This window comes from Pseudooceanicola sp., assembly GCF_041987405.1.
Classification (GTDB): Bacteria; Pseudomonadota; Alphaproteobacteria; order Rhodobacterales; family Rhodobacteraceae; genus Pseudooceanicola.
Map to the genome: position 1 here is coordinate 96,615 of NZ_JBHIWR010000003.1, position 19,405 is coordinate 116,019.

The window sequence follows — 19,405 nt, forward strand, 5'->3', positions numbered from 1 at the left end:
GTCCTCTGTCCGGTCGGCGATGCTTACCTACGGGCCACACCCGGCAGGGTCAATGCGGCGGATATCGCATTATTTGGATGCGTCAGCCACCGGATTTGATAAAACTCCGGCACGCCAATTCAGAAAAAGACCGGGCAGAGGTTCTTACATGTATTTTCGACTATTCCGGGCTGTCTTTGCCCTGATCCTCGCGACAACCCTGACGTCGCGTATCCTGCACGCGCAGGACAACGGGCCCGTCTGGGTCCAGATCGAGGCGCAGCCGTCGCTGTCGCTGGCCGAAGACGCCATTCGCGGCTACGCAGAGCGGCTGCAGGATGTGAACGGTTTCTCGCTCGGCGGCGGATGGTATGCGATCGCGCTTGGCCCCTATGCCCCGGCCGATGCCGAACGTGTTTTGCAGGTGCTGCGCAGTGAAGGCACGATCCCGCGCGACAGCTATATCGCCATCCCCTCTGCCTTCCGCGACCAGTTCTGGCCGCGCGGCGCGAACCAACTGGCCGCCCCCGCCCAGGTCCCGGCCGAAACGCAACAGACCCAGGCCGAAACGCCGACGGAAAACGCACAGGCCCCGGCCACTGAAACCGCCGCTGTCGAGCCCGCCCCCGCGCCTGAACCCGCCCCCGAACCCGATGAAACCCCGGCCGAGGCCCGCCGTAGCGAAGCACTGCTGACCCGCGAGGAACGGATGGAGCTGCAGGTCTGGCTGCAATGGGCCGGCTTCTACGATTCCGCCATCGACGGCGCTTTCGGGCGCGGCACCCGCGGCTCCATGGCCGCCTGGCAGGAGCAGAACGGATATGAACCGACCGGCGTCCTGACCACCCGCCAGCGTGCAGCGCTGAAGCAACAGTACAACGCCGTTCTCGAAGGGCTCGACCTGCGCCGGGTGACCGACAACACGGCCGGCCTCTCGCTGCTCGTCCCGACCGGCGTCGTGGCCTTCGACCGTTACGAGGCCCCTTTCGCGCACTACGAACCGACAGGCGATCTGAACGCACGTCTGATCCTGATCTCCCAACAGGGCGACCAGCAGACGATGAACGGGCTCTATGACATCCTGCAGACCCTGACCATCATCCCCGAAGATGGCCCGCGCGAACGCCGCAGTGATGGCTTCGTCATCACCGGCCAGAACTCCCGCATCGTGTCCCATACCGAGGTCACCCTGGCCGATGGCGTCATCAAGGGCTTCACCCTTGTCTGGCCCGCCGGCGACGAGGAACGCCGGACCCGCCTGCTGAGCGAAATGCGCCCGAGTGTGGAGCGGATCGACGGCATCGTCCTGCCCGCCGCCATGGGCACCGACAGCGGGCAGAGCATCGACCTGCTCTCCGGTCTGGAAATCCGCAAGCCGCTTTTCTCCCGCTCCGGGTTCTATGTGAACGATCGCGGCTTCGCGATGACCAGCGCCGATATTGTCGGCCAATGCGGTCACGTCACGCTGGACGGCGAGACACGGGCCGAGGTCGTGACCTCCGACCGGGGTGTCGCGGTCCTGAAACCCGCAGATCCGATCGCCCCGATCGGCTTTGCACGGTTCTCCACCACCACCCCGCGGCTGCAATCCGAGGTCGCCTCCGCCGGTTACCCCTATGAAGGCCGCCTGCCCGATCCCTCGCTCAACTTCGGTCGGCTGGAAGAACTGCAGGACCTCTCCGGCCAGGACGGCATGGCGCGGCTTGCCCTCTCCACCCTTCCCGGCGATGCGGGCGGTCCGGTGATGGATCAGAGCGGTGCGGTGATCGGTATGATCTCCGCCGCCGACATGGGCGGACGGCAGTTGCCCGAGGGCGTGGCCTTTGCCGTGGACGGCCCGGTCCTGGTCGAGCTTCTGGGCCAGGCGGGCCTTTCGGCCGTCGCCGCCGACCCCGGCCCAGGCCTTGCCCCCGAAGATATCACCCGCATCGGCATGGCCATGACGGTATTGGTGTCGTGCTGGGAATGAGCAAGCGACCCGGAGAAGGTCCGACAGGACCTTTCGCTTGCGACAGGGCGTAGCCCAAATCTTCCTGAAGACCGCTAAAGCCCGGCCCCGCGCCGGGCTTTTCCTGTCCCGTCAGTCGCCCATCCCGCGCCGCGCGAACAGCACATTCGCGCCGCCGCAGGACCAGTCGTCGTGTAGGAACTGCACCACCTCCACCCCGGCGTCCGCCAGGATCTGCCGATACTCGGCCTCGGACAGGCTGGCGTGATAGACCTCCTCGCCCTCGACATGGCCGGAGATCTCCCCCTCCTCCACACCAAGCGTCATAACCAGCACGCCTCCGGAGCGCAGATGCGCCAGCACGCGCGGCAGGGCTTCGCGCTGCGCGGCGACCGTCAGGTGAAAGAAGCTGTGCCAGGCGATGATGCCGTCAAAGCCCCGGTCCAGATCAAGGGTCCGGATATCCGCCCGGATCCAGTCGGCCCCGGGCAGATGCCGGGCCGCGATCTGAAGCATGGCGGCAGAGAAATCCGCCCCCGTCACCCGCAGCCCGTGATCCAGCAGCAACCGCGCCACCGGCTCGCCACTGCCGCAGCCGAGGTCCAGCACCTCCGCCCCGGGGGCCAGCGCGTCGGCAAAACGGGCGACCCAGCCTGCCTCCATCTCGCTGCCGACCCGCGCACGGTGAAACTCCGCGGCGTTCCGGTCATAGAGCGGGCGCACGTCCTCGGGATCGGGCAGCCCGCTCATGCGCGCCAGAACTGCACGGTGAGAATGGCGTAGACCGCCATCAGCTCCAGCCGTCCGCAGAGCATGCCGAAGCTCAGCATCCATTTGGCTGTAGTGTTGAGCGGTTCGAAATTCCCCGAAGGCCCGATGATCTCTCCCAGCCCCGGGCCGATGTTGGCAATCGCCGTCGCCGCCCCCGAGAGCGAGGTGACGAAATCCAGCCCCGTCAGCGCCAGCGCCACCGCCAGAACCCCGATGGAGACGGTGAAGAAGACGAAGAAGGACATGACCGACCCCATGACATCCTGCGAAATCGGCCGCCCGTCGAACTTGGGCGAAAACCGCCCGTGCGGATGGTGGATGCGTTTGATCTGACTGCGGATCGCGGCAAAGAGGATCTGGTAACGGAAGATCTTGATCGAACAGGCGGTCGATCCGGCGCAACCCCCGATCAGCCCGACAAAGAAAAAGATCGTGATCAGGAAGGGCCCCCAGCCCATGTAATCCGCGCTGGCATAGCCCGTCCCGGACATGATCGAGGTGATATTGAACAGCGCCTCGCGCAGCGATGTTTCCCAATGGTGCGGAAAGATATGTAGAAGCGCGACAAAGCTGACCCCCACAAAGGCCAGGACGGTCAGCATGAAGACCCGCACCTGACTGTCCTGAAAGAGCGCGATCCGGTTGCCGTTCAGCAGCTGCACATAGCGCACGAAGGGCAGCGCCGCGAGCACCATGAAGACCGTCGCCGCATATTCCATCGGCCCCGAAAAAGCGCCAAAGGAGGCGTCCCGCGTCGAAAACCCTCCGGTCGAAATCGTGGTCAGCGCATGCACCGTGGCGTCAAACGCATCCATGCCGAGGAACAGGTAGGTCAACGCGCAGGCCACCGTCAGCGCCACGTAGACCACCGAGATCTGCGACGCGATGGAGGCCGCTCGGGGCAGGATCTTGCCCATGGTATCAAAGGCTTCGGACCGGAAGATCTGCATCCCGCCGACCCGGAGCTCCGGCAGGAAGACCATGGCAACCACAATGATCCCGACCCCGCCCAGCCATTGCAGCATCCCGCGCCACAGCAGCAGACCGCGCGGCAGCGTGTCGAGCCCCGACAGCACGGTCGATCCGGTCGTGGTCATCCCCGACATCGCCTCGAAAAAGGCATCGGTGAAGCTCGACTGGGTTTCGCCCAGCATGAAGGGCAGCGCGCCAAAGACCGGCAGCATCGCCCAGACCCCCGTGGTCAGCAGGAAGGTCTGCTGCAGCGACAGCGCCTCCTCCGTGCCGTTCTGACAGGCCAGCGCGGTCAGCCCGCCGATGGCAAAGGTCAGCACCGCGCTTTCCAGGAAAACCGGCCAATGGCCCCGCCCCTCCGCAATATCCACCGCCAGCGGGATCAGCATGGTCACGCCCAGACAGGCGACCAGCAGGCCGATCACATAGCCGACCGGTCGCAGGTCGATGAAGGAACGATGCTTGGCACGGGCAATCGGCGACGTCACGGGCAGCCTGTCCTGGTTCGGCCCTGCACGGGCGGGAAGGTCGGACCGCGTGCGGTCCATGTCTCTCATACCAAAGGCGAACCCATGGCCGCCCCCGAGCATATTTCAGAGCTGGGAAAGAGTCAGGTGGTTTCCGCCACCGGGGCCGGGATCAGCCCGCCGATCTCGGAAATCAGGGTCAGGATGCGCGGCAGCCCCTCGCCCGTCTTCAGGTTGGTGAAGACAAAGGGCCGCGTGCCGCGCTGATGTTTGGCATCGTGTTCCATCACCGCCAGATCGGCCCCGACATAGGGGGCGAGGTCGGTCTTGTTGATGACCAGGATGTCGGATTTCGTGATGGCCGGACCGCCCTTGCGCGGGATCTCCTCCCCCGCGGCCACGTCGATGACGTAGATGGTCATGTCCACGAGTTCCGGCGAAAAGGTCGCCGACAGGTTGTCACCCCCCGATTCCACCAGGATCAGGTCGAGGTCCGGGAAATCGCGGTTCAGCTCGGCGATGGCCGCGAGGTTGATCGAGGCATCCTCGCGAATGGCCGTATGCGGGCAGCCGCCGGTTTCCACGCCGCGGATCCGGTCCGAGGGCAGCGCCTGCATCCGCACCAGCGCATCCGCATCCTCGCGCGTGTAGATGTCATTCGTCACCACGGCGAGCGAGACGTGATCCCGAAGCGCGCGGCACAGCGCGGCAGTCAGCGTGGTCTTTCCGGCGCCGACGGGACCACCAAGACCGATACGAAGGGGACCATGAGGGGAAGACATCGGGAAATTCCTTAACTTTGGAACAGACGTGTGGTGAGGGTTTCATGCCGCATGGAGGCAATGTCCAGCGCAAAGGCCGCCGTGCCGATCCTGTCGGTCTCGCCCGGCAGGGCCTCCTCGGCCAGTTCTTCGATCCGGGGGGCCAGCGCCAGGGTGATCCCCTGCCCCTCCGTCTGGCCAAGCGGCACCAGCCGGATCGCAGCGGAGACGAGGTTGGCGGCAAAGGCCTGGATCGACAGGCGCAGGGTCAACGGCAGCGGGATGTCGGACAGGCGCGCCGCCCGGCCCAACACAACCGGATAGGGCGCATCGGGCAGGTCATGCCCATGCAGCGACCGCAGCGCCGTGGCCAGGGCCGCGCCCATCCTGTCCGCCTCCGCCAACCGCTCGGCCGACGGCGCCAGCGCGCGGGCCAGGGCGACCAACTCCGGCAACTCCGCGGTCTCGGCTCGCCAGGCCGCCGCCAGCAAGATAGCATCCGACAGCCCCGCCCCGTGATCGAGCGCCGTGACGATCCACTCCTGCGCCGTCACCGCATCGCGCACCTGCCCCTCGGCCACCGCCGTTTCCAGCCCGTGCGAATAGGAAAACGCCCCCACGGGAAAGGACGGCGAGAGCCATTGATGCAGCAGGAGCGCCGGATCAGTCGTCATTCACCGCCTCATCGCGCGGGTCGGAATGGTCGTGACCGTGGCCGCCATGCACGTGAACATGCGGCACTGCGGAATGAACGTGGGAATGATCGTGCCCATGAGTCCGGCCCACGCCGTAGGCCCCGCCTTCGGGGATAAAGGGTTCGGAAACCTCGGACACCTCAGCCCCAAGCTTTGCCAGCATATCGGCCATGACCGCATCCCGACGGATCAGCAGCCGCGTTTCTTCGATTTGGCAGGGGGTGTGGCGGTTGCCGATGTGCCAGGCCAGGCGGATCAGATCTCCGCCCCGGATCTCGATCAAGTCTTCCTCGGCCGCGATCACCTCGATCAGCGCGCCATCCTCAAGAACGAAACAATCCCCGTGATCGAGCGAAACAGTTTCCGCAAGATCAACGAGGATCGGATCATCGTGCACCGTGTGCAGGACTTTGCGCCTCAGGAACCGTGCCTCGTAGTCGAGGGTCACGAGGTCCTTTGGAACCGCGCCGCCGCGGTCGGCGGCACGCTTGATCTGGCGGGCGACGGGCGGCGGCGTCATGCGTCCACCCCCCGCGCATCAGTCTGGTTCAGACGTAGAACATGTCCCGGAAGACATAGGCCGGGATGCCGTCGCGGCTGATGCCCAGCTTGGCCAGTTGCGCGTCGCTCAGCGCGTTCAACTTGGCGATCTGGTCTGCGCGCGAGCGGCGCTCCATGTATGCGGTCATACCAGCGCCGATGGCCTGGAAGAAATGTGCGATGCCGGCGCGAATGCCTGCGTCTGCGATATGTGTCGTTGCGTTTGCCATTGGGAACCTCGATCAACTTTCTTGCGGTTATCTCCCTTGGCTTTGAAGTTAGGTCAGCAGATGCGACCTGACTACAGACATTCCGGTAGCCCTGCCATGCATTTGCTGCAACGCAGAAAAGTTGAAGTTCATTGAGTCCGGTCATCACTTTGTTCCCCGTCCTGGCTCAGAACATGAAGTACCGCTGTGCCATCGGCAAGACCTCCGCAGGCTCGCAGGTCAGCAGCTCACCATCGGCGCGCACCTCGTAAGTCTCTGGATTCACCTCGACATGTGGCAGCGCATCGTTCAGCTTAAGGTCCTTCTTCCCGATGTTGCGGGTGTTGAGCACGGCGATGGTCTCCTTCTCGATCCCATAGGCCTCGCGCACCCCTGCGGCCTGTGCAGCCGCAGAAACGAAGGTCACGGCGGAATTCGTCACAGCCTTGCCGAAGGCCCCGAACATGGGCCGGGTATAGACCGGTTGCGGCGTCGGGATGGAGGCATTGGGATCGCCCATCTGCGCCGCCACGATCGATCCGCCGATCAACACCATCTCGGGCTTCACACCAAAGAACGCCGGGTTCCATAACACCAGATCCGCCCGCTTGCCCTCCTCGATCGACCCGATCTGATGGCCGATACCATGGGCAATGGCCGGGTTGATCGTGTATTTCGCCACATAGCGGCGGACGCGCATATTATCGTTGTCGCCGGTTTCCTCCGGCAGGCGGCCGCGCTGTTTCTTCATCTTGTCGGCGGTCTGCCAGGTCCGGATCAGCACCTCGCCCACGCGGCCCATGGCCTGGCTGTCCGAGGCGATGATCGAAAACGCCCCCATGTCGTGCAGGATATCCTCCGCCGCGATGGTCTCGCGCCGGATGCGGCTTTCGGCAAAGGCCACGTCTTCGGGGATCGACTTATCGAGGTGGTGACAGACCATGAGCATGTCCAGATGCTCGTCCAGCGTGTTCACCGTGAAGGGTCGCGTCGGGTTGGTCGAAGAGGGCAGCACATGAGCTTCGCCACATATCTTGATGATATCCGGGGCATGTCCGCCGCCCGCGCCCTCGGTATGGAAGGCATGGATCGTCCGGCCCTTCATCGCCTTGACGGTATTCTCGACAAAGCCCGACTCGTTCAGCGTATCGGTGTGGATCATCACCTGGACGTCATAATCATCCGCCACCGAAAGACAGTTGTCGATCGCACCCGGCGTCGTGCCCCAGTCCTCGTGCAGCTTCAGCGAACAGGCGCCCGCCTTGATCTGCTCTTCCAGCGCAGCCGGAAGCGACGCATTGCCCTTGCCCGCAAAGGCCAGGTTCATCGGGAAGGAATCCGCCGCCTGGATCATCCGCATCATGTGCCAGGGCCCCGGCGTGACGGTGGTCGCCAGCGTGCCATGCGCCGGGCCGGTGCCGCCGCCCAGCATGGTGGTCAGGCCGGAATGCAGCGCATCCTCGATCTGCTGCGGGCAGATGAAATGGATATGGCTGTCGAATCCGCCCGCGGTCAGGATCTTGCCCTCGCCCGCGATCACCTCCGTCCCTGGCCCGACGATGATATCCACGCCCGGCTGCGTGTCGGGGTTGCCCGCCTTGCCGATCTTGAGGATCCGCCCGTCCTTCAGACCCACATCCGCCTTGTAGATCCCCGTCCAGTCCAGGATCAGCGCATTGGTGATCACCGTATCCACGGCACCGTCGGCCCGGGTGGTCTGCGCCTGCCCCATGCCATCGCGGATCACCTTGCCGCCGCCGAACTTGACCTCCTCGCCATAGGTGGTCAGGTCGCGCTCGACCTCAATGATCAGATCGGTATCCGCAAGCCGGACCTTGTCGCCGGTCGTCGGGCCGAACATCGCCGCATAATCCGCGCGGGAGATTTGGGTGGGCATCTTATACCTCGTTGAATGTTGTTGTCGGGCGCGCCGCTCTGGCTGTCAGAGGGCGCCCATAACCTGTTGATTGAACCCATAGATCACGCGGGCACCGGAGACCGGGATCAGCTTGACTTCGCGCCTCTGGCCGGGCTCGAACCGCACCGCCGTGCCCGCCGCAATATCCAGCCGCATGCCCCGCGCCGCGGCGCGGTCGAAATCCAGCGCCTCGTTCGCTTCGGCAAAATGATAGTGCGACCCGACCTGCACCGGACGGTCACCGGTATTCGCAACCATCACCGTGATCTGATCCCGCCCCTCGTTCAGCGTGATCGTCCCTTCGGCGGGAAAAACCTCTCCGGGGATCATTCGCGCTCTCCTGCCTCGACCCGCACGGGGATCGGTTGCACCGCCGGGATCAGCCCTAGGGAAATCGCAATTTTCTCAATCAAAGTCATCATCTTGCCTCCCGGAGTTTCAGCGGATCGGATTGTGGACGGTCACCAGTTTCGTGCCATCCGGAAAGGTCGCCTCGACCTGCACTTCGTGGATCAACTCGGCGATGCCCTCCATGCATTGATCGACGCTCAACACCTGCGCGCCCTCCTGCATCAGCGTCGCGACGGTCTTGCCATCGCGCGCGCCCTCGACCACTGCATCGGTGATCAGGGCGATGGCCTCCGGATGGTTGAGCTTCACACCACGGGCGAGCCGCTTGCGCGCCACTTCCGCGGCCATGGAAATAAGGAGCTTGTCCTTTTCACGAGGAGTCAGTTGCATGGTCTACAGTGTCCAGGTCTTGGGAATATCGGCGCCGGAAAGCGCTTGAATTGCAGGGATGATATGGCGGCGCAGGATGAACCCGTCCGCAGCAAGGCAGCGCGCATAAAGCACCCCGGGCCGGATCAGGCTGGCCCCGCCCGCCGCGCCCAGGGCTGCGCGCAATCGGTCGAGATAGAGATCCGCATCGGGCGCCACCAAAAGCAGGCTCGCCATCGCCCGCGCCCCGCCCCCGACGGCCGTGGCCGCCATCACTGATTGGATCGGCCCGCTCAGGCGCAGGTTGTCGGCAAAGATCAACTCATCCCCGCGCCTGATGCGCCAGCGGTCGGTGAAATGTCCGGAATCCACGGCTTCGCCCATGGCCGCGCGCCCCAGGATCAGCGGCTCAACCGCCAGCAGACGGCCGTCCGGGGCCACATCCGCCTCCAGCCGTCGGTCCAGCGCCGCGTGATCGAAGAGGATCGTCTCCTGCGGCACCCAGTCCAACCGGGCGCCCGCCGCCACGCTTAGCCGCGTCCGGACCTGCCCGATCTCGCCCGGCTGCGCGCGATAGATCCGCTCCGCCGCCTGGGTGGTCAGAACCATATGCGCCTGCGCCTCGGCCCGGGCGCTCAGATAGAAGCGGTCGCCACCGGTCACGCCCCCCGCCGTGTTCAGGGTCACGACATGTAGCGCCTGGGAATTCCCGTGGGGAAACAGCGCCTTGAACGACCCGACCTGGTGAAGATCGGCGATCCGGCTGCGCCCCGCCCGCACCTTCGCCGCAACGTCCATCCGCCCCCGCGCACGCGGTTGGCGTGGCAGTCCGGAGGCCGTGTTCCGGGTCAATGTTGCGTCGGCGTTAATGGCAGTCTCTCCCGTCAGGCAGAGACTAGCGCTTTGGCCGGGGTTTGGCAGAAGAAATCAGCCGGAAAGCAATGGGCAAGCCCAGTTTGCAAGCACATGCCCAAAACTTAGGCGAAACCGGTCAACCGGAGTGATGCAGCGTCCCGAACAGACGCGGATCCAGGCTCGCCGCCTCAAAGGTCGGGCCCTCCGTCAGGATCGACACGGCATCATGGCTGTGCAGGCTTTCCTGATGGCTGGCGACGATGCGGAAATCGCCCACGCGCTCATCCGCTTCCAGCTCGGCCGCGAACAGCCGCGCCGCGTCCTCGACAAAGATCGGATTGGCGGCGTTCAGCTCCGCAAAGGCCTGTTCATCCTCACGTTTCACCATCACCTGGGTCTCCGTCGGCACGGCCCGCCGTGCCATGTCGATCAGGTCTTCGAACCACAAACGATTGGACCCGCCCAGCACCACCGATATCCTTGCGACAGAGCGCTGCGAATGCGGCGTGGCCAACTGCCCGCGCGTGCGCCGCGCATGCTCCGACAGCTCCAGCGAACAGGGGCAGGTGGAGGAATAGACATAATCCAGATGCACAATGCGCAGACGTTCGCCCGCCGTCTCGATCAGTTCCAACGCGATGTCATAGTATTGATATCCCTGCAGCCCCGACCGCAGGCTTTCGACCTTCAGCGGATAGGAGAACCGCATCTGAATGCGCGCATCAAGGCTCTCCAGATCCGACTTGTAGTCATCCAGCGCCGCCTCGATCACGTCGAAGGAGAAGGTCTTTTCCGAATGGGCATAAAAGGACCGCATGATGCGACTCATGTTGATGCCCTTTTTCTCCGCCTCCAGGCTGACTGTTCCGGTCACCGCGCTTTCCAGCGTCATCTCGCCGCCGTGCCGCGTGCGATACCGGATCGGCAGGCGGAAATTCGAGATCCCCACATGCTGGATCATCCGGCGCGATCCGCGGATCAGGCTGGCGGGCCCGTTCTGCAGATCGGGCATGGAGGCCCGATAAGCCGCGTCCGGCGTGAACTCCGCCGGGTAGCTGTCTGACAAAAGGGGATAGTCCGTATCCTGCAATAGCCGCGCGACAGCCGGGTCCAACGCATTCACCTCCGCATCGGAGGCCGCCGCAGCCCAGGATTTCAGGGTGGCAAGCGCTTCCTTCGCCTCTTCGCGATCCGGCGTGGGCTGCATGTCATGCGGGTGAATGTTCATCTGGCCCCCCTTTGGTCCCAGGCCATGTGTAATATAGGCGGCCGCCGACCGATTTACCAATTTCGTCTAAACTTACGATGAAACCGGCGCGACGGATCACTCTTTCTTACAGCGCCTCCAGCGCCTGGCTCAGGTCGGCAATCAGATCGTCGGGATGTTCCAGCCCGACCGACAGTCGCACCGTCCCCTCCCCGATGCCAAGCGCATCCTTCTGCTCCTGCGGCAGCCGCTGATGCGTTGTGGTGGACGGATGGGTGACGATGGATTTCGAATCCGCGAAATTGTTGGAGATCGTGAAAACCCTCAGACTGTTCAGCAGCTTGAAGCATTCCGCCTTGCCGCCCTTCACGTCGAAGGAAATCACCGTCCCCCCGGATTCGGCCTGCCGCATGGCGACCTCGTGCTGCGGATGGCTTGGCAGTTGCGGATAGCGGACCCCGGCCAGCTTGGGATGCCCCTCCAGCCATTCGGCGATCTGCATCGCACTGGCCGCCTGCGCCCGCACCCGCAGATCCAGCGTGTCCAGCGATTTCAGCTGCACCCAGGCCGTGAACGGGTTCATCGCGCCGCCGGTGTGCTTCATGTAGGTTTCGATCGGGCCGCGGATCAGCTCCTTGGAGCCGCAGATCATGCCGCCCAGCATCCGCCCCTGCCCATCCACATGTTTCGTCGTCGAAATCACGCAGATATCCGCGCCAAACCGGGCGGAGCAGGAAAAGATCGGCGTCGCCATGGCGTCATCGACCACCACCAGCGCGTCATGGGCGTGGGCGCGGTTCACCACATGCTCCAGGTCCACGACCTCCAGCGTCGGGTTGGAAATACCTTCCAGGAAAACCAGCGTCGTCTTGTCCGTAATCGCCGCATCCCAGGCCGCATTGTCGGTGCCGTCGACCAGGATGATCTCCACCCCGAAGCGCGCCAGAACCTCTTCCAGCACGTAGAGGCAGGACCCGAAGAGCGCCCGCGACGCCACCACCTGGTCCCCCGCCTTCAGCAGCGCGCTCAGCGCGCCGGTCACCGCGGCCATGCCAGAGGTACAGGCAAAACCGTCCTCATAGCCCACGATCTCCGACAGGCGGTTTTCGAACATCCGCACGGTCGGATTGCCGTAGCGGGCATAGATGAATTCATCGTCGCCCAGATCCTTGAACCGGGCTTCCGCCGCCTCAGCCGTGTCATAGACGAACCCCTGGGTGACAAAGATCGCCTCGCTCACCTCGCCATATTGCGAGCGGCGGGTGCCGCCGTGGATCAGGGTGGTGCGTTTGTTTAATTTGGTCATCATCGCTCTCCGCGCCGACCACTCTTGGGCGGGTCGGCATATAAAAACCCCCAGACGCGGCCAAGCGTGGGGGTCCCCGACGACTGGCCTTTTAGCGGAATATTTCCCGTGGCCCGCAATCCGGCAACAAATCGCCACGGGGGTTCTCTAGCGCCCCCCGGGGATGGGGGTCAAGCGTTACCATCCTGTTACCCAGGCATCATCTAGATTTCGTAAGCGACAGGTAGACAGCCCCCAGATGATCCGTATGGGGACTAGGGCTATGGCCTTGGCAAAGATCAATCTCGGCGCGACCGGCCTGCAGGAACACGCCACCGGGGCCGCCCCCGAAACCGCCCTGGCGCCCTTTGCCGATCAGGACGGGCCGGTCATCGTGATGATCCACGGGTTCAAATTCGCCCCCGGTAGTGCCGCCTACTGCCCGCACGAACACATCCTCTCCCCCCGGCCCGAGACGCACTGCTGGAAGGCCAAGAGCTGGCCAACCGAACTGGGCCTGACAGGGCGCGACGATCACCTGGGCATCGCCTTCGGCTGGCCCGCGCGCGGGTCGATCTGGCAGGCCTACGGTCGCGCGGCGGAGGCCGGGCGCGCCCTCGCCCGGTTGATCCGCCTGCTCCACCGCCTCGCGCCGCAGCGTCCGGTGCACATCCTGGCCCATTCCCTCGGCGCCCGCGTGGCCCTCTCGGCCCTCGCCCACCTCGGTCCCGGGATGCTGGATCGTCTTGTCCTGCTGGCTGGGGCCGAATTCCACGCCTCGGCCGCAGACATGCTGGCCACGCCCGCAGGTCGCACGGCGGAGGTGATCAGCATCACCAGTCGCGAAAACCACCCCTACGACCGGCTGCTGGAGCGCGCGCTTGGGTCCGCAGCCACGGGCCGGGCCGTCGGACGGCAGGCCCCGGTGGCGCCGAACTGGCTCACCTTGGCGATAGATGACCGGGAGGTGCTGGGCGCGCTGTCCACCCTGGGGTGTGACATCGCCCCTCCGCAGCGCTGGATCTGCCACTGGTCCAGCTACCTGCGCCCCGGTGTCTTCTCGCTTTATTCCGCGCTTCTGACCGACGCGCAAACCCTTCCCCTCGCACAACTGCGCCGCGTCGCGATGGCAGCACGGGACGACAGTCCGCACCGGGGCTGGTCCCGGTTGCGGCCGTCGTTCGCCCTGCCCGGCTTCGGCTTTGGGCGGGCAGCGGGCTGAGGTCAGCTAAAGGTCAGCGGCGGCGGTCGCGGCGCGAGGACATCGGCTGGAACGCCACGCCGACATGGGCTTCGCAATAGGGCTTGCCCGCCTGCACCGGCAGGCCACAGAACCAGAACTTTTCGGTCGCCGGATCGCCCACGGGCCATTTGCAGGTCCGCTCCGTCAACTCCATCAGTGTCAGCTTCTTGGCTTTCTTCTCGATCTCGTTGACCTTGGCCAGGGCTTCGGGGCTGATCTCGTTAGCCGACGGCTGCGGCGGCAGCGGCTGACCCGCAGGCACGATCGCCTTGCGCGAAGGCACACCGGCGGGCGCGGCGGACATGGTGCGCGGCTCGTCCTCATCCTCGGCCTCAGGGGCGGCAGGCGCGGGGGCTGCGGGCGCCGCCTTGGGCGCGGCCTTGGGTTTCGGCTCTGCCTTGGGCGCTGCGGAGGCGGCGGAGGACGTCGCCCCCCCGGTCCGGTTCGACAGGCCCAGACGATGCACCTTGCCGATCACCGCATTGCGGGTCACGCCGCCCAACTCCTTGGCGATCTGGCTGGCGGACTGGCCTTCGGTCCACATCTTTTTCAGAAGCTCGACGCGTTCATCGGTCCAGGACATGGACGGCATCCTTTGCTGTGTCATGAAGCGCGGGCGACCCTGGGCCAGCCCCGGCGCTATGGTATGCTTTAGTATCAAGGGCGGCACGTATCCCGTACCGCCCTCTTGGTCGACCCATATTCTAATCACCGCACCCGGAGATACAAGGGACCGATTCGCGCACCCCTCCTTTTGCGCCCGATTTCTGGTCAGAATAGCGTCCGTCGGCTCTTGCACCGGGGGCGCGCATGGCTATAACGCGCATCAATTTGCGCTGACCGGGGATGACCATGCCGAAGAGAACCGACATCAATTCGATCATGATTATCGGCGCGGGACCCATTGTCATCGGTCAGGCCTGCGAGTTCGACTATTCCGGCGCCCAGGCCTGCAAGGCCCTGCGGGAAGAAGGCTACCGCGTCATCCTGGTGAACTCCAACCCCGCCACCATCATGACCGATCCTGGGCTCGCCGACGCCACCTATATCGAACCGATCACCCCCGAGGTCGTCGCCAAGATCATTGAGAAGGAACGCCCCGACGCCCTGCTGCCCACCATGGGCGGCCAGACCGGGCTGAACACCTCCCTCGCGCTTGAAGAAATGGGCGTTCTGGAAAAATTCGGGGTCGAGATGATCGGCGCCAAGCGTGAAGCCATTGAAATGGCTGAAGATCGCAAGCTCTTCCGCGAAGCAATGGACCGCATCGGTCTTGAGAACCCCAAGGCCACGATCATCACCGCACCGAAGAAGAACGGTCAGTTCGATATCAAGGCCGGTCTCGCCGAAGCCCTGGACGCGCTGGAGGAGATCGGCCTGCCCGCCATCATCCGCCCCGCCTTCACCCTGGGCGGCACCGGCGGCGGTGTGGCCTACAACCGCGACGATTACGAATACTACTGCCGCTCGGGGATGGAGGCCTCTCCGGTCGGGCAGATCCTGGTCGATGAATCCCTCCTCGGCTGGAAGGAATTCGAGATGGAGGTCGTGCGCGACCGGGCCGACAACGCCATCATCGTCTGTTCCATCGAAAACGTGGACCCCATGGGCGTGCACACCGGCGATTCCATCACCGTGGCCCCCGCGCTGACGCTGACCGACAAGGAATATCAGGCGATGCGCTCGGCCTCGATCGCGGTTCTGCGCGAAATCGGCGTCGAAACCGGCGGCTCCAACGTCCAATGGGCGGTGAACCCCGAAGACGGCCGCATGGTGGTGATCGAGATGAACCCGCGCGTCTCCCGCTCCTCCGCGTTGGCGTCCAAGGCCACCGGCTTCCCGATCGCCAAGATCGCCGCGAAACTGGCCGTCGGCTACACGCTGGATGAACTCGACAACGACATCACCAAGGTCACGCCCGCCTCGTTCGAGCCGACCATCGACTATGTCGTCACCAAGATCCCGCGCTTCGCCTTCGAGAAGTTCCCCGGCTCCAAACCCCACCTCACCACCGCGATGAAATCCGTGGGCGAGGCCATGGCCATCGGCCGCTCCTTCCACGAATCGCTGCAAAAGGCGCTGACCTCGATGGAAACCGGCCTCACCGGGCTGGACGAGATCGAGATCGAGGGCGCGCCGGACAAGGCCGCCATCGTCAAGGCGCTGTCGGAACAGACCCCCGACCGCATCCGCGTCATCGCCCAGGCCATGCGCCATGGCCTCAGCGATGATGAAATCCAGCACGTCACCTCCTTCGACCCCTGGTTCCTGGCCCGCATCCGCGAAATCATCCGCGCCGAGGCCGAAATCACTGTGAACGGCCTGCCCGTCACCGAAGAAGGCCTGCGCAAATACAAGATGATGGGCTTCACCGACGCGCGCCTCGCCAAGCTGGCCGGCCGGGACGAGGACAACGTGCGCCGCGCACGCCAGAACCTGGGCATCACCGCGGTCTTCAAGCGGATCGACACCTGCGCCGCCGAGTTCGAGGCCCAGACCCCCTACATGTATTCGACCTACGAAGAGCCCGTGATGGGCGAGGTCGAGGACGAGGCCCGCCCCTCGGACCGCAAAAAGGTCGTCATCCTGGGCGGCGGGCCGAACCGGATCGGCCAGGGGATCGAGTTCGACTATTGCTGCTGCCACGCCTGTTTCGCCCTGACCGACGCGGGCTATGAAACCATCATGGTCAACTGCAACCCGGAAACCGTGTCGACCGACTATGACACGTCGGACCGGCTTTATTTCGAACCGCTGACCTTCGAACACGTGATGGAGATCCTGCGCGTCGAGCAGGAAAAGGGCACGCTGCACGGCGTCATCGTTCAGTTCGGCGGCCAGACCCCGCTCAAGCTGGCGAATGCGCTGGAGGCCGAGGGTATCCCGATCCTCGGCACCACCCCCGACGCCATCGACCTGGCCGAGGACCGCGAGCGCTTCCAGGATCTGGTAAACCGCCTCGGCCTGAAACAACCCAAGAACGGCATCGCCCATTCCGATGCCGAAGCCCTTGAAATCGCCGAAGGGATCGGCTTCCCGCTGGTCATCCGCCCCTCCTACGTTCTGGGTGGCCGCGCGATGGAAATCGTCCGCGACATGGATGGGCTGAAACGCTACATCCGCGACGCGGTGGTCGTGTCGGGCGACAGCCCCGTGCTGCTCGACAGCTACCTTGCCAATGCGGTGGAACTGGACGTCGACGCGCTGTGCGATGGCACCCAGGTCCATGTCGCCGGCATCATGCAGCATATCGAAGAGGCCGGTGTCCATTCCGGCGACAGCGCCTGCTCCCTGCCGCCGCATTCCCTGCCGCAGGACATCATCGAAGAGGTCAAGCGCCAGACCGAAGCCCTGGCCAGGGAACTCAACGTCGTCGGCCTGATGAACGTGCAATATGCGGTCAAGGACGGCGTGGTCTATTTGATCGAGGTGAACCCCCGCGCCTCCCGCACCGTGCCCTTTGTGGCCAAGGCGGTGAACTCTCCGATCGCCACCATCGCCGCCCGCGTCATGGCGGGAGAGAAACTCTCCGCCTTCGATCTGGTCGATCCCCAGATCGACCGTTTCGCGGTGAAAGAGGCCGTCCTGCCCTTCGCCCGCTTCCCCGGCGTCGACACGATCCTCGGCCCGGAAATGCGCTCGACGGGTGAGGTCATGGGCTCCGACACCACCTTCGCCCGCGCCTTCCTCAAGGCGCAACTGGGCGCCGGCACCGACCTGCCGACCGGCGGCCGCGCCTTCATCTCGATCCGGGACGAAGACAAGACCGATGCGATGATGGAGGCCGCCAAGACCCTGATCGGCAACGGCTTCACCCTCGTCGCCACGCGCGGCACCGCGGCCTGGCTACAGGCGGCGGGCCTGGAGTGCGAGCTTGTGAACAAGGTCTACGAGGGGCGCCCGAACATCGTCGATCAGCTCAAGGACGACCAGATCGCTCTGGTGCTGAATACGACCGAGGGCCAGCAGTCGATCGAGGACAGCCGCGAAATCCGCTCTGTCGCGCTCTACGACAAGATCCCCTACTACACCACCGCCGCCGGCGCCCAGGCCGCAGCCCAGGCCATCGCCTCGCGCGATATGGACAGCCTGAAGGTGACCTCGCTGCAGGAACTGGCGGGGGCGTGATCCATCCGTTTGAATGCGGACGGCAAATTGATCCGGCAGATGATTGGCTGCCGGATCGGAAACAGTTCCCCCCTCCGAACAGGAATTGTTTCCACTCTTAGGGATTTTCGCGTTAAAAAAAGACCTTATCAAAAGTGACCAACTGTCATACTAGAGATTGGCCTCGCCTTATTTGAGGTGAACATCTTTTTTGAGGACTACCTAGATGTAACGATTCACTGCTATCAGTGCGCTTTCCATTGCACTCAGCCTCTTTGCTGCCCTGCCGGCGGCGGCTGAGACACTGACGTACCAGATCTCCCAGTACTTCAACGCGCGCAATGTCACTACTTTCGGCCTTGTAGCACCCACCTCCTCCGACTTCTTGTTGTCGGGAACGATGTCTTTCGACACGGACACGCGCACGCTCGTAGGCTTCGACCTGACCAGCCTTGTGCCGAACAATGGCCCTTATTCGTCGTCTGCCGACAATTTCGCAACGCGTTACACCACGGCGACGTCGGTTGTATCCCACTACACATCGAGCCCCACGAACGGGAACACCAGTTTCCGCCTGACTTCGGAATACGGGCCAGTCCTCGATTTCTCGGACAGCACCCGCATCGTTCCCAATGGTGACAGCGGCATCCATCAGCAATACAAGTCGCAGCTGTACATCAATCTTCGCGATCCCTTTTCGGGTGCGCCTCTGACATGGCTATCCCAGTCGGAAAATGTTTGGGAATTCAAGCAGCTTGCCGACATTAGTTATCCCTCTTTCACGACCGCAGCCTATGAAGCCTATGGTACAAATGCCGGTGTTCACAATGGTCAGGGCGTGACGCCTGGGCAGCTTTACCAAGCGCCTACCGTGCCGCTGCCCGCAGGGGGCGTGCTGCTGCTCTCCGGCTTGGCGGCCCTGGCTCTGCGCAAGCGCAAGGCCTGAGCAACCGACATCGAACAATAAAGGCCCGGCAATATCGCCGGGCCTTTTCTATTGCAGAGACGGAAGCGCCCCCTACCCCCGGTTCACCCGCTCCGACGCCTTCTCCGCGCGCTCAACCCGCTCCGAATACCGATCGACCATGTAGTCGGCCCGCCCGCGCAGCAGCCAGGTGAATTTCACCAGCTCCTCCATCACATCGACGACACGGCGATAGAACGGCCCCTCCTGCAGGCGCTCGCCCTCGTCGTATTCTAGCGACGCGCGCGGGATCTAGGACTGGTTGGGCACCGTCACCATCCGCATCCAGCGCCCCAGGATCCGCATCTGGTTCACCGCGTTGAACGACTGCGACCCGCCGGAAACCTGCATCAGCGCCAGCGTCTTGCCCTGGGTCGGGCGGATGCCGCCCAGGCTCAGCGGCAGCCAGTCGATCTGCAGCTTCATCGTGCCTGACATCGTCCCGTGCAATTCGGGCGAGGACCAGACCATCCCCTCCGCCCAGATCGCCAGCTCGCGCAACTCCTGCACCTTGGGGTGGTCCTCGTTCTCCGGATCGAAGAGCGGCAGGCCCTTCGGGTCGAAGATCCGCGTCTCGCAGCCAAGCGCGGTCAGGATACGCGCGGCCTCCTGCACGGTCTTGCGCGAATAGCTCTGCCGTCGCAGCCCGCCATAAAGCAGCAGGATACGCGGCGGATGGCGCGGATCACCCGGCGCGGCGAGCATGTCGATGTCAATATCGGGAAGCCGGTCGGCATCCAGCGCGGGCAGATCAGGGTCGGACA

General features: G+C 64.3%; 17 protein-coding genes, 1 pseudogene and 1 riboswitch. Of the genes and pseudogenes, 4 read left to right on the forward strand and 14 right to left on the reverse strand.

What is annotated here, in order from left to right; genetic code table 11:
• Nucleotides 1–148 precede the first annotated feature (148 nt).
• On the forward strand, nt 149–1,948 hold the full coding sequence (locus tag ACFC2Y_RS08455; RefSeq protein ID WP_375174927.1) for a serine protease: 1,800 nt from the start codon (nt 149–151) through the stop codon (nt 1,946–1,948).
• Nucleotides 1,949–2,059: 111 nt separating this feature from the next.
• On the opposite strand, the gene ACFC2Y_RS08460 is transcribed toward ACFC2Y_RS08455, so the two are convergent.
• From ACFC2Y_RS08460 to ACFC2Y_RS08515, 12 genes are all read right to left on the reverse strand, one after another.
• Nucleotides 2,060–2,677, reverse strand: coding sequence for a class I SAM-dependent DNA methyltransferase (locus ACFC2Y_RS08460; RefSeq protein WP_375174926.1), 618 nt, complete (start codon nt 2,675–2,677; stop codon nt 2,060–2,062).
• Entirely contained in the window at nt 2,674–4,158 is a 1,485-nt protein-coding gene (locus ACFC2Y_RS08465) for a TrkH family potassium uptake protein (RefSeq protein WP_375186132.1), read from the reverse strand. Before ACFC2Y_RS08465 ends, ACFC2Y_RS08460 begins: the two co-directional genes overlap by 4 nt.
• Nucleotides 4,159–4,280: 122 nt before the next feature.
• Nucleotides 4,281–4,919 (reverse strand): urease accessory protein UreG, encoded by a 639-nt coding sequence (ureG, locus tag ACFC2Y_RS08470; RefSeq protein ID WP_375174924.1) that lies wholly within the window; start codon nt 4,917–4,919, stop codon nt 4,281–4,283.
• An 11-nt stretch (nt 4,920–4,930) separates the two neighbouring features.
• Nucleotides 4,931–5,572: an urease accessory protein UreF gene (locus ACFC2Y_RS08475; RefSeq protein ID WP_375174923.1), complete on the reverse strand. Its 642-nt coding sequence runs from the start codon at nt 5,570–5,572 to the stop codon at nt 4,931–4,933.
• Complete coding sequence (locus ACFC2Y_RS08480; protein ID WP_375174922.1) at nt 5,562–6,113, reverse strand: urease accessory protein UreE; 552 nt, start codon at nt 6,111–6,113, stop codon at nt 5,562–5,564. Before ACFC2Y_RS08480 ends, ACFC2Y_RS08475 begins: the two co-directional genes overlap by 11 nt.
• 28 nt (nt 6,114–6,141) lie before the next feature.
• Entirely contained in the window at nt 6,142–6,363 is a 222-nt protein-coding gene (locus tag ACFC2Y_RS08485) for a hypothetical protein (protein WP_375174921.1), read from the reverse strand.
• Between the two features lie 166 nt (nt 6,364–6,529).
• Nucleotides 6,530–8,239 (reverse strand): urease subunit alpha, encoded by a 1,710-nt coding sequence (gene ureC / locus ACFC2Y_RS08490; RefSeq protein WP_375174920.1) that lies wholly within the window; start codon nt 8,237–8,239, stop codon nt 6,530–6,532.
• A 45-nt stretch (nt 8,240–8,284) separates the two neighbouring features.
• A complete protein-coding gene (locus ACFC2Y_RS08495; RefSeq protein ID WP_375174919.1) occupies nt 8,285–8,590 on the reverse strand; it encodes an urease subunit beta in 306 nt (101 codons plus the stop codon).
• 108 nt (nt 8,591–8,698) lie between these two features.
• Nucleotides 8,699–9,001 carry an urease subunit gamma gene (locus ACFC2Y_RS08500; RefSeq protein WP_375174918.1) on the reverse strand — a complete coding sequence of 101 codons (303 nt, stop codon included), beginning with the start codon at nt 8,999–9,001 and terminating at the stop codon, nt 8,699–8,701.
• 3 nt (nt 9,002–9,004) lie between these two features.
• Nucleotides 9,005–9,778: an urease accessory protein UreD gene (locus tag ACFC2Y_RS08505; protein ID WP_375186430.1), complete on the reverse strand. Its 774-nt coding sequence runs from the start codon at nt 9,776–9,778 to the stop codon at nt 9,005–9,007.
• Nucleotides 9,779–9,971: 193 nt separating this feature from the next.
• Nucleotides 9,972–11,063, reverse strand: coding sequence for a GTP cyclohydrolase FolE2 (folE2, locus tag ACFC2Y_RS08510; protein WP_375174916.1), 1,092 nt, complete (start codon nt 11,061–11,063; stop codon nt 9,972–9,974).
• A 106-nt stretch (nt 11,064–11,169) separates the two neighbouring features.
• Nucleotides 11,170–12,348, reverse strand: a complete 1,179-nt coding sequence (locus tag ACFC2Y_RS08515) for a trans-sulfuration enzyme family protein (protein ID WP_375174915.1) — start codon at nt 12,346–12,348, stop codon at nt 11,170–11,172.
• 71 nt (nt 12,349–12,419) lie between these two features.
• A riboswitch (SAM riboswitch) is annotated at nt 12,420–12,496 on the reverse strand.
• A 114-nt stretch (nt 12,497–12,610) separates the two neighbouring features.
• On the opposite strand from ACFC2Y_RS08515, the gene ACFC2Y_RS08520 reads away from it, so the two are divergent.
• Nucleotides 12,611–13,549, forward strand: coding sequence for an alpha/beta hydrolase (locus ACFC2Y_RS08520; protein WP_375174914.1), 939 nt, complete (start codon nt 12,611–12,613; stop codon nt 13,547–13,549).
• Nucleotides 13,550–13,562: 13 nt separating this feature from the next.
• On the opposite strand, the gene ACFC2Y_RS08525 is transcribed toward ACFC2Y_RS08520, so the two are convergent.
• Nucleotides 13,563–14,153: a GcrA family cell cycle regulator gene (locus ACFC2Y_RS08525; protein WP_375174913.1), complete on the reverse strand. Its 591-nt coding sequence runs from the start codon at nt 14,151–14,153 to the stop codon at nt 13,563–13,565.
• Nucleotides 14,154–14,422: 269 nt separating this feature from the next.
• Here ACFC2Y_RS08525 and carB point away from each other — a divergent pair, with 269 nt between their 5' ends.
• Both carB and ACFC2Y_RS08535 read left to right on the forward strand, forming a co-directional pair.
• The gene (carB, locus tag ACFC2Y_RS08530) at nt 14,423–17,698 is read left to right on the forward strand and encodes a carbamoyl-phosphate synthase large subunit (RefSeq protein ID WP_375174912.1); all 3,276 of its coding nucleotides are present in this window, start codon (nt 14,423–14,425) and stop codon (nt 17,696–17,698) included.
• A gap of 379 nt (nt 17,699–18,077) precedes the next feature.
• Nucleotides 18,078–18,623: a VPLPA-CTERM sorting domain-containing protein gene (locus tag ACFC2Y_RS08535; protein WP_375174911.1), complete on the forward strand. Its 546-nt coding sequence runs from the start codon at nt 18,078–18,080 to the stop codon at nt 18,621–18,623.
• A 72-nt stretch (nt 18,624–18,695) separates the two neighbouring features.
• Here ACFC2Y_RS08535 and arsH read toward each other — a convergent pair.
• A pseudogene (gene arsH / locus ACFC2Y_RS08540) lies at nt 18,696–19,346 on the reverse strand (arsenical resistance protein ArsH).
• Nucleotides 19,347–19,405 lie beyond the last annotated feature (59 nt).

Bases quoted from the DNA above. Each gene is read 5' to 3' on its own strand.
- ACFC2Y_RS08480 (WP_375174922.1), bottom strand. From the start codon at position 6,113: ATGACGCCGCCGCCCGTCGCCCGCCAGATCAAGCGTGCCGCCGACCGC.
- ACFC2Y_RS08495 (WP_375174919.1), bottom strand. From the start codon at position 8,590: ATGATCCCCGGAGAGGTTTTTCCCGCCGAAGGGACGATCACGCTGAAC.
- ACFC2Y_RS08515 (WP_375174915.1), bottom strand. From the start codon at position 12,348: ATGACCAAATTAAACAAACGCACCACCCTGATCCACGGCGGCACCCGC.
- ACFC2Y_RS08505 (WP_375186430.1), bottom strand. From the start codon at position 9,778: ATGGACGTTGCGGCGAAGGTGCGGGCGGGGCGCAGCCGGATCGCCGAT.
- ACFC2Y_RS08520 (WP_375174914.1), top strand. From the start codon at position 12,611: ATGGCCTTGGCAAAGATCAATCTCGGCGCGACCGGCCTGCAGGAACAC.
- ACFC2Y_RS08525 (WP_375174913.1), bottom strand. From the start codon at position 14,153: ATGTCCTGGACCGATGAACGCGTCGAGCTTCTGAAAAAGATGTGGACC.
- ACFC2Y_RS08460 (WP_375174926.1), bottom strand. From the start codon at position 2,677: ATGAGCGGGCTGCCCGATCCCGAGGACGTGCGCCCGCTCTATGACCGG.
- ACFC2Y_RS08455 (WP_375174927.1), top strand. From the start codon at position 149: ATGTATTTTCGACTATTCCGGGCTGTCTTTGCCCTGATCCTCGCGACA.
- ACFC2Y_RS08535 (WP_375174911.1), top strand. From the start codon at position 18,078: ATGTCTTTCGACACGGACACGCGCACGCTCGTAGGCTTCGACCTGACC.
- ureG (WP_375174924.1), bottom strand. From the start codon at position 4,919: ATGTCTTCCCCTCATGGTCCCCTTCGTATCGGTCTTGGTGGTCCCGTC.
- ACFC2Y_RS08475 (WP_375174923.1), bottom strand. From the start codon at position 5,572: ATGACGACTGATCCGGCGCTCCTGCTGCATCAATGGCTCTCGCCGTCC.
- folE2 (WP_375174916.1), bottom strand. From the start codon at position 11,063: ATGAACATTCACCCGCATGACATGCAGCCCACGCCGGATCGCGAAGAG.
- ACFC2Y_RS08485 (WP_375174921.1), bottom strand. From the start codon at position 6,363: ATGGCAAACGCAACGACACATATCGCAGACGCAGGCATTCGCGCCGGC.
- ureC (WP_375174920.1), bottom strand. From the start codon at position 8,239: ATGCCCACCCAAATCTCCCGCGCGGATTATGCGGCGATGTTCGGCCCG.
- carB (WP_375174912.1), top strand. From the start codon at position 14,423: ATGCCGAAGAGAACCGACATCAATTCGATCATGATTATCGGCGCGGGA.
- ACFC2Y_RS08500 (WP_375174918.1), bottom strand. From the start codon at position 9,001: ATGCAACTGACTCCTCGTGAAAAGGACAAGCTCCTTATTTCCATGGCC.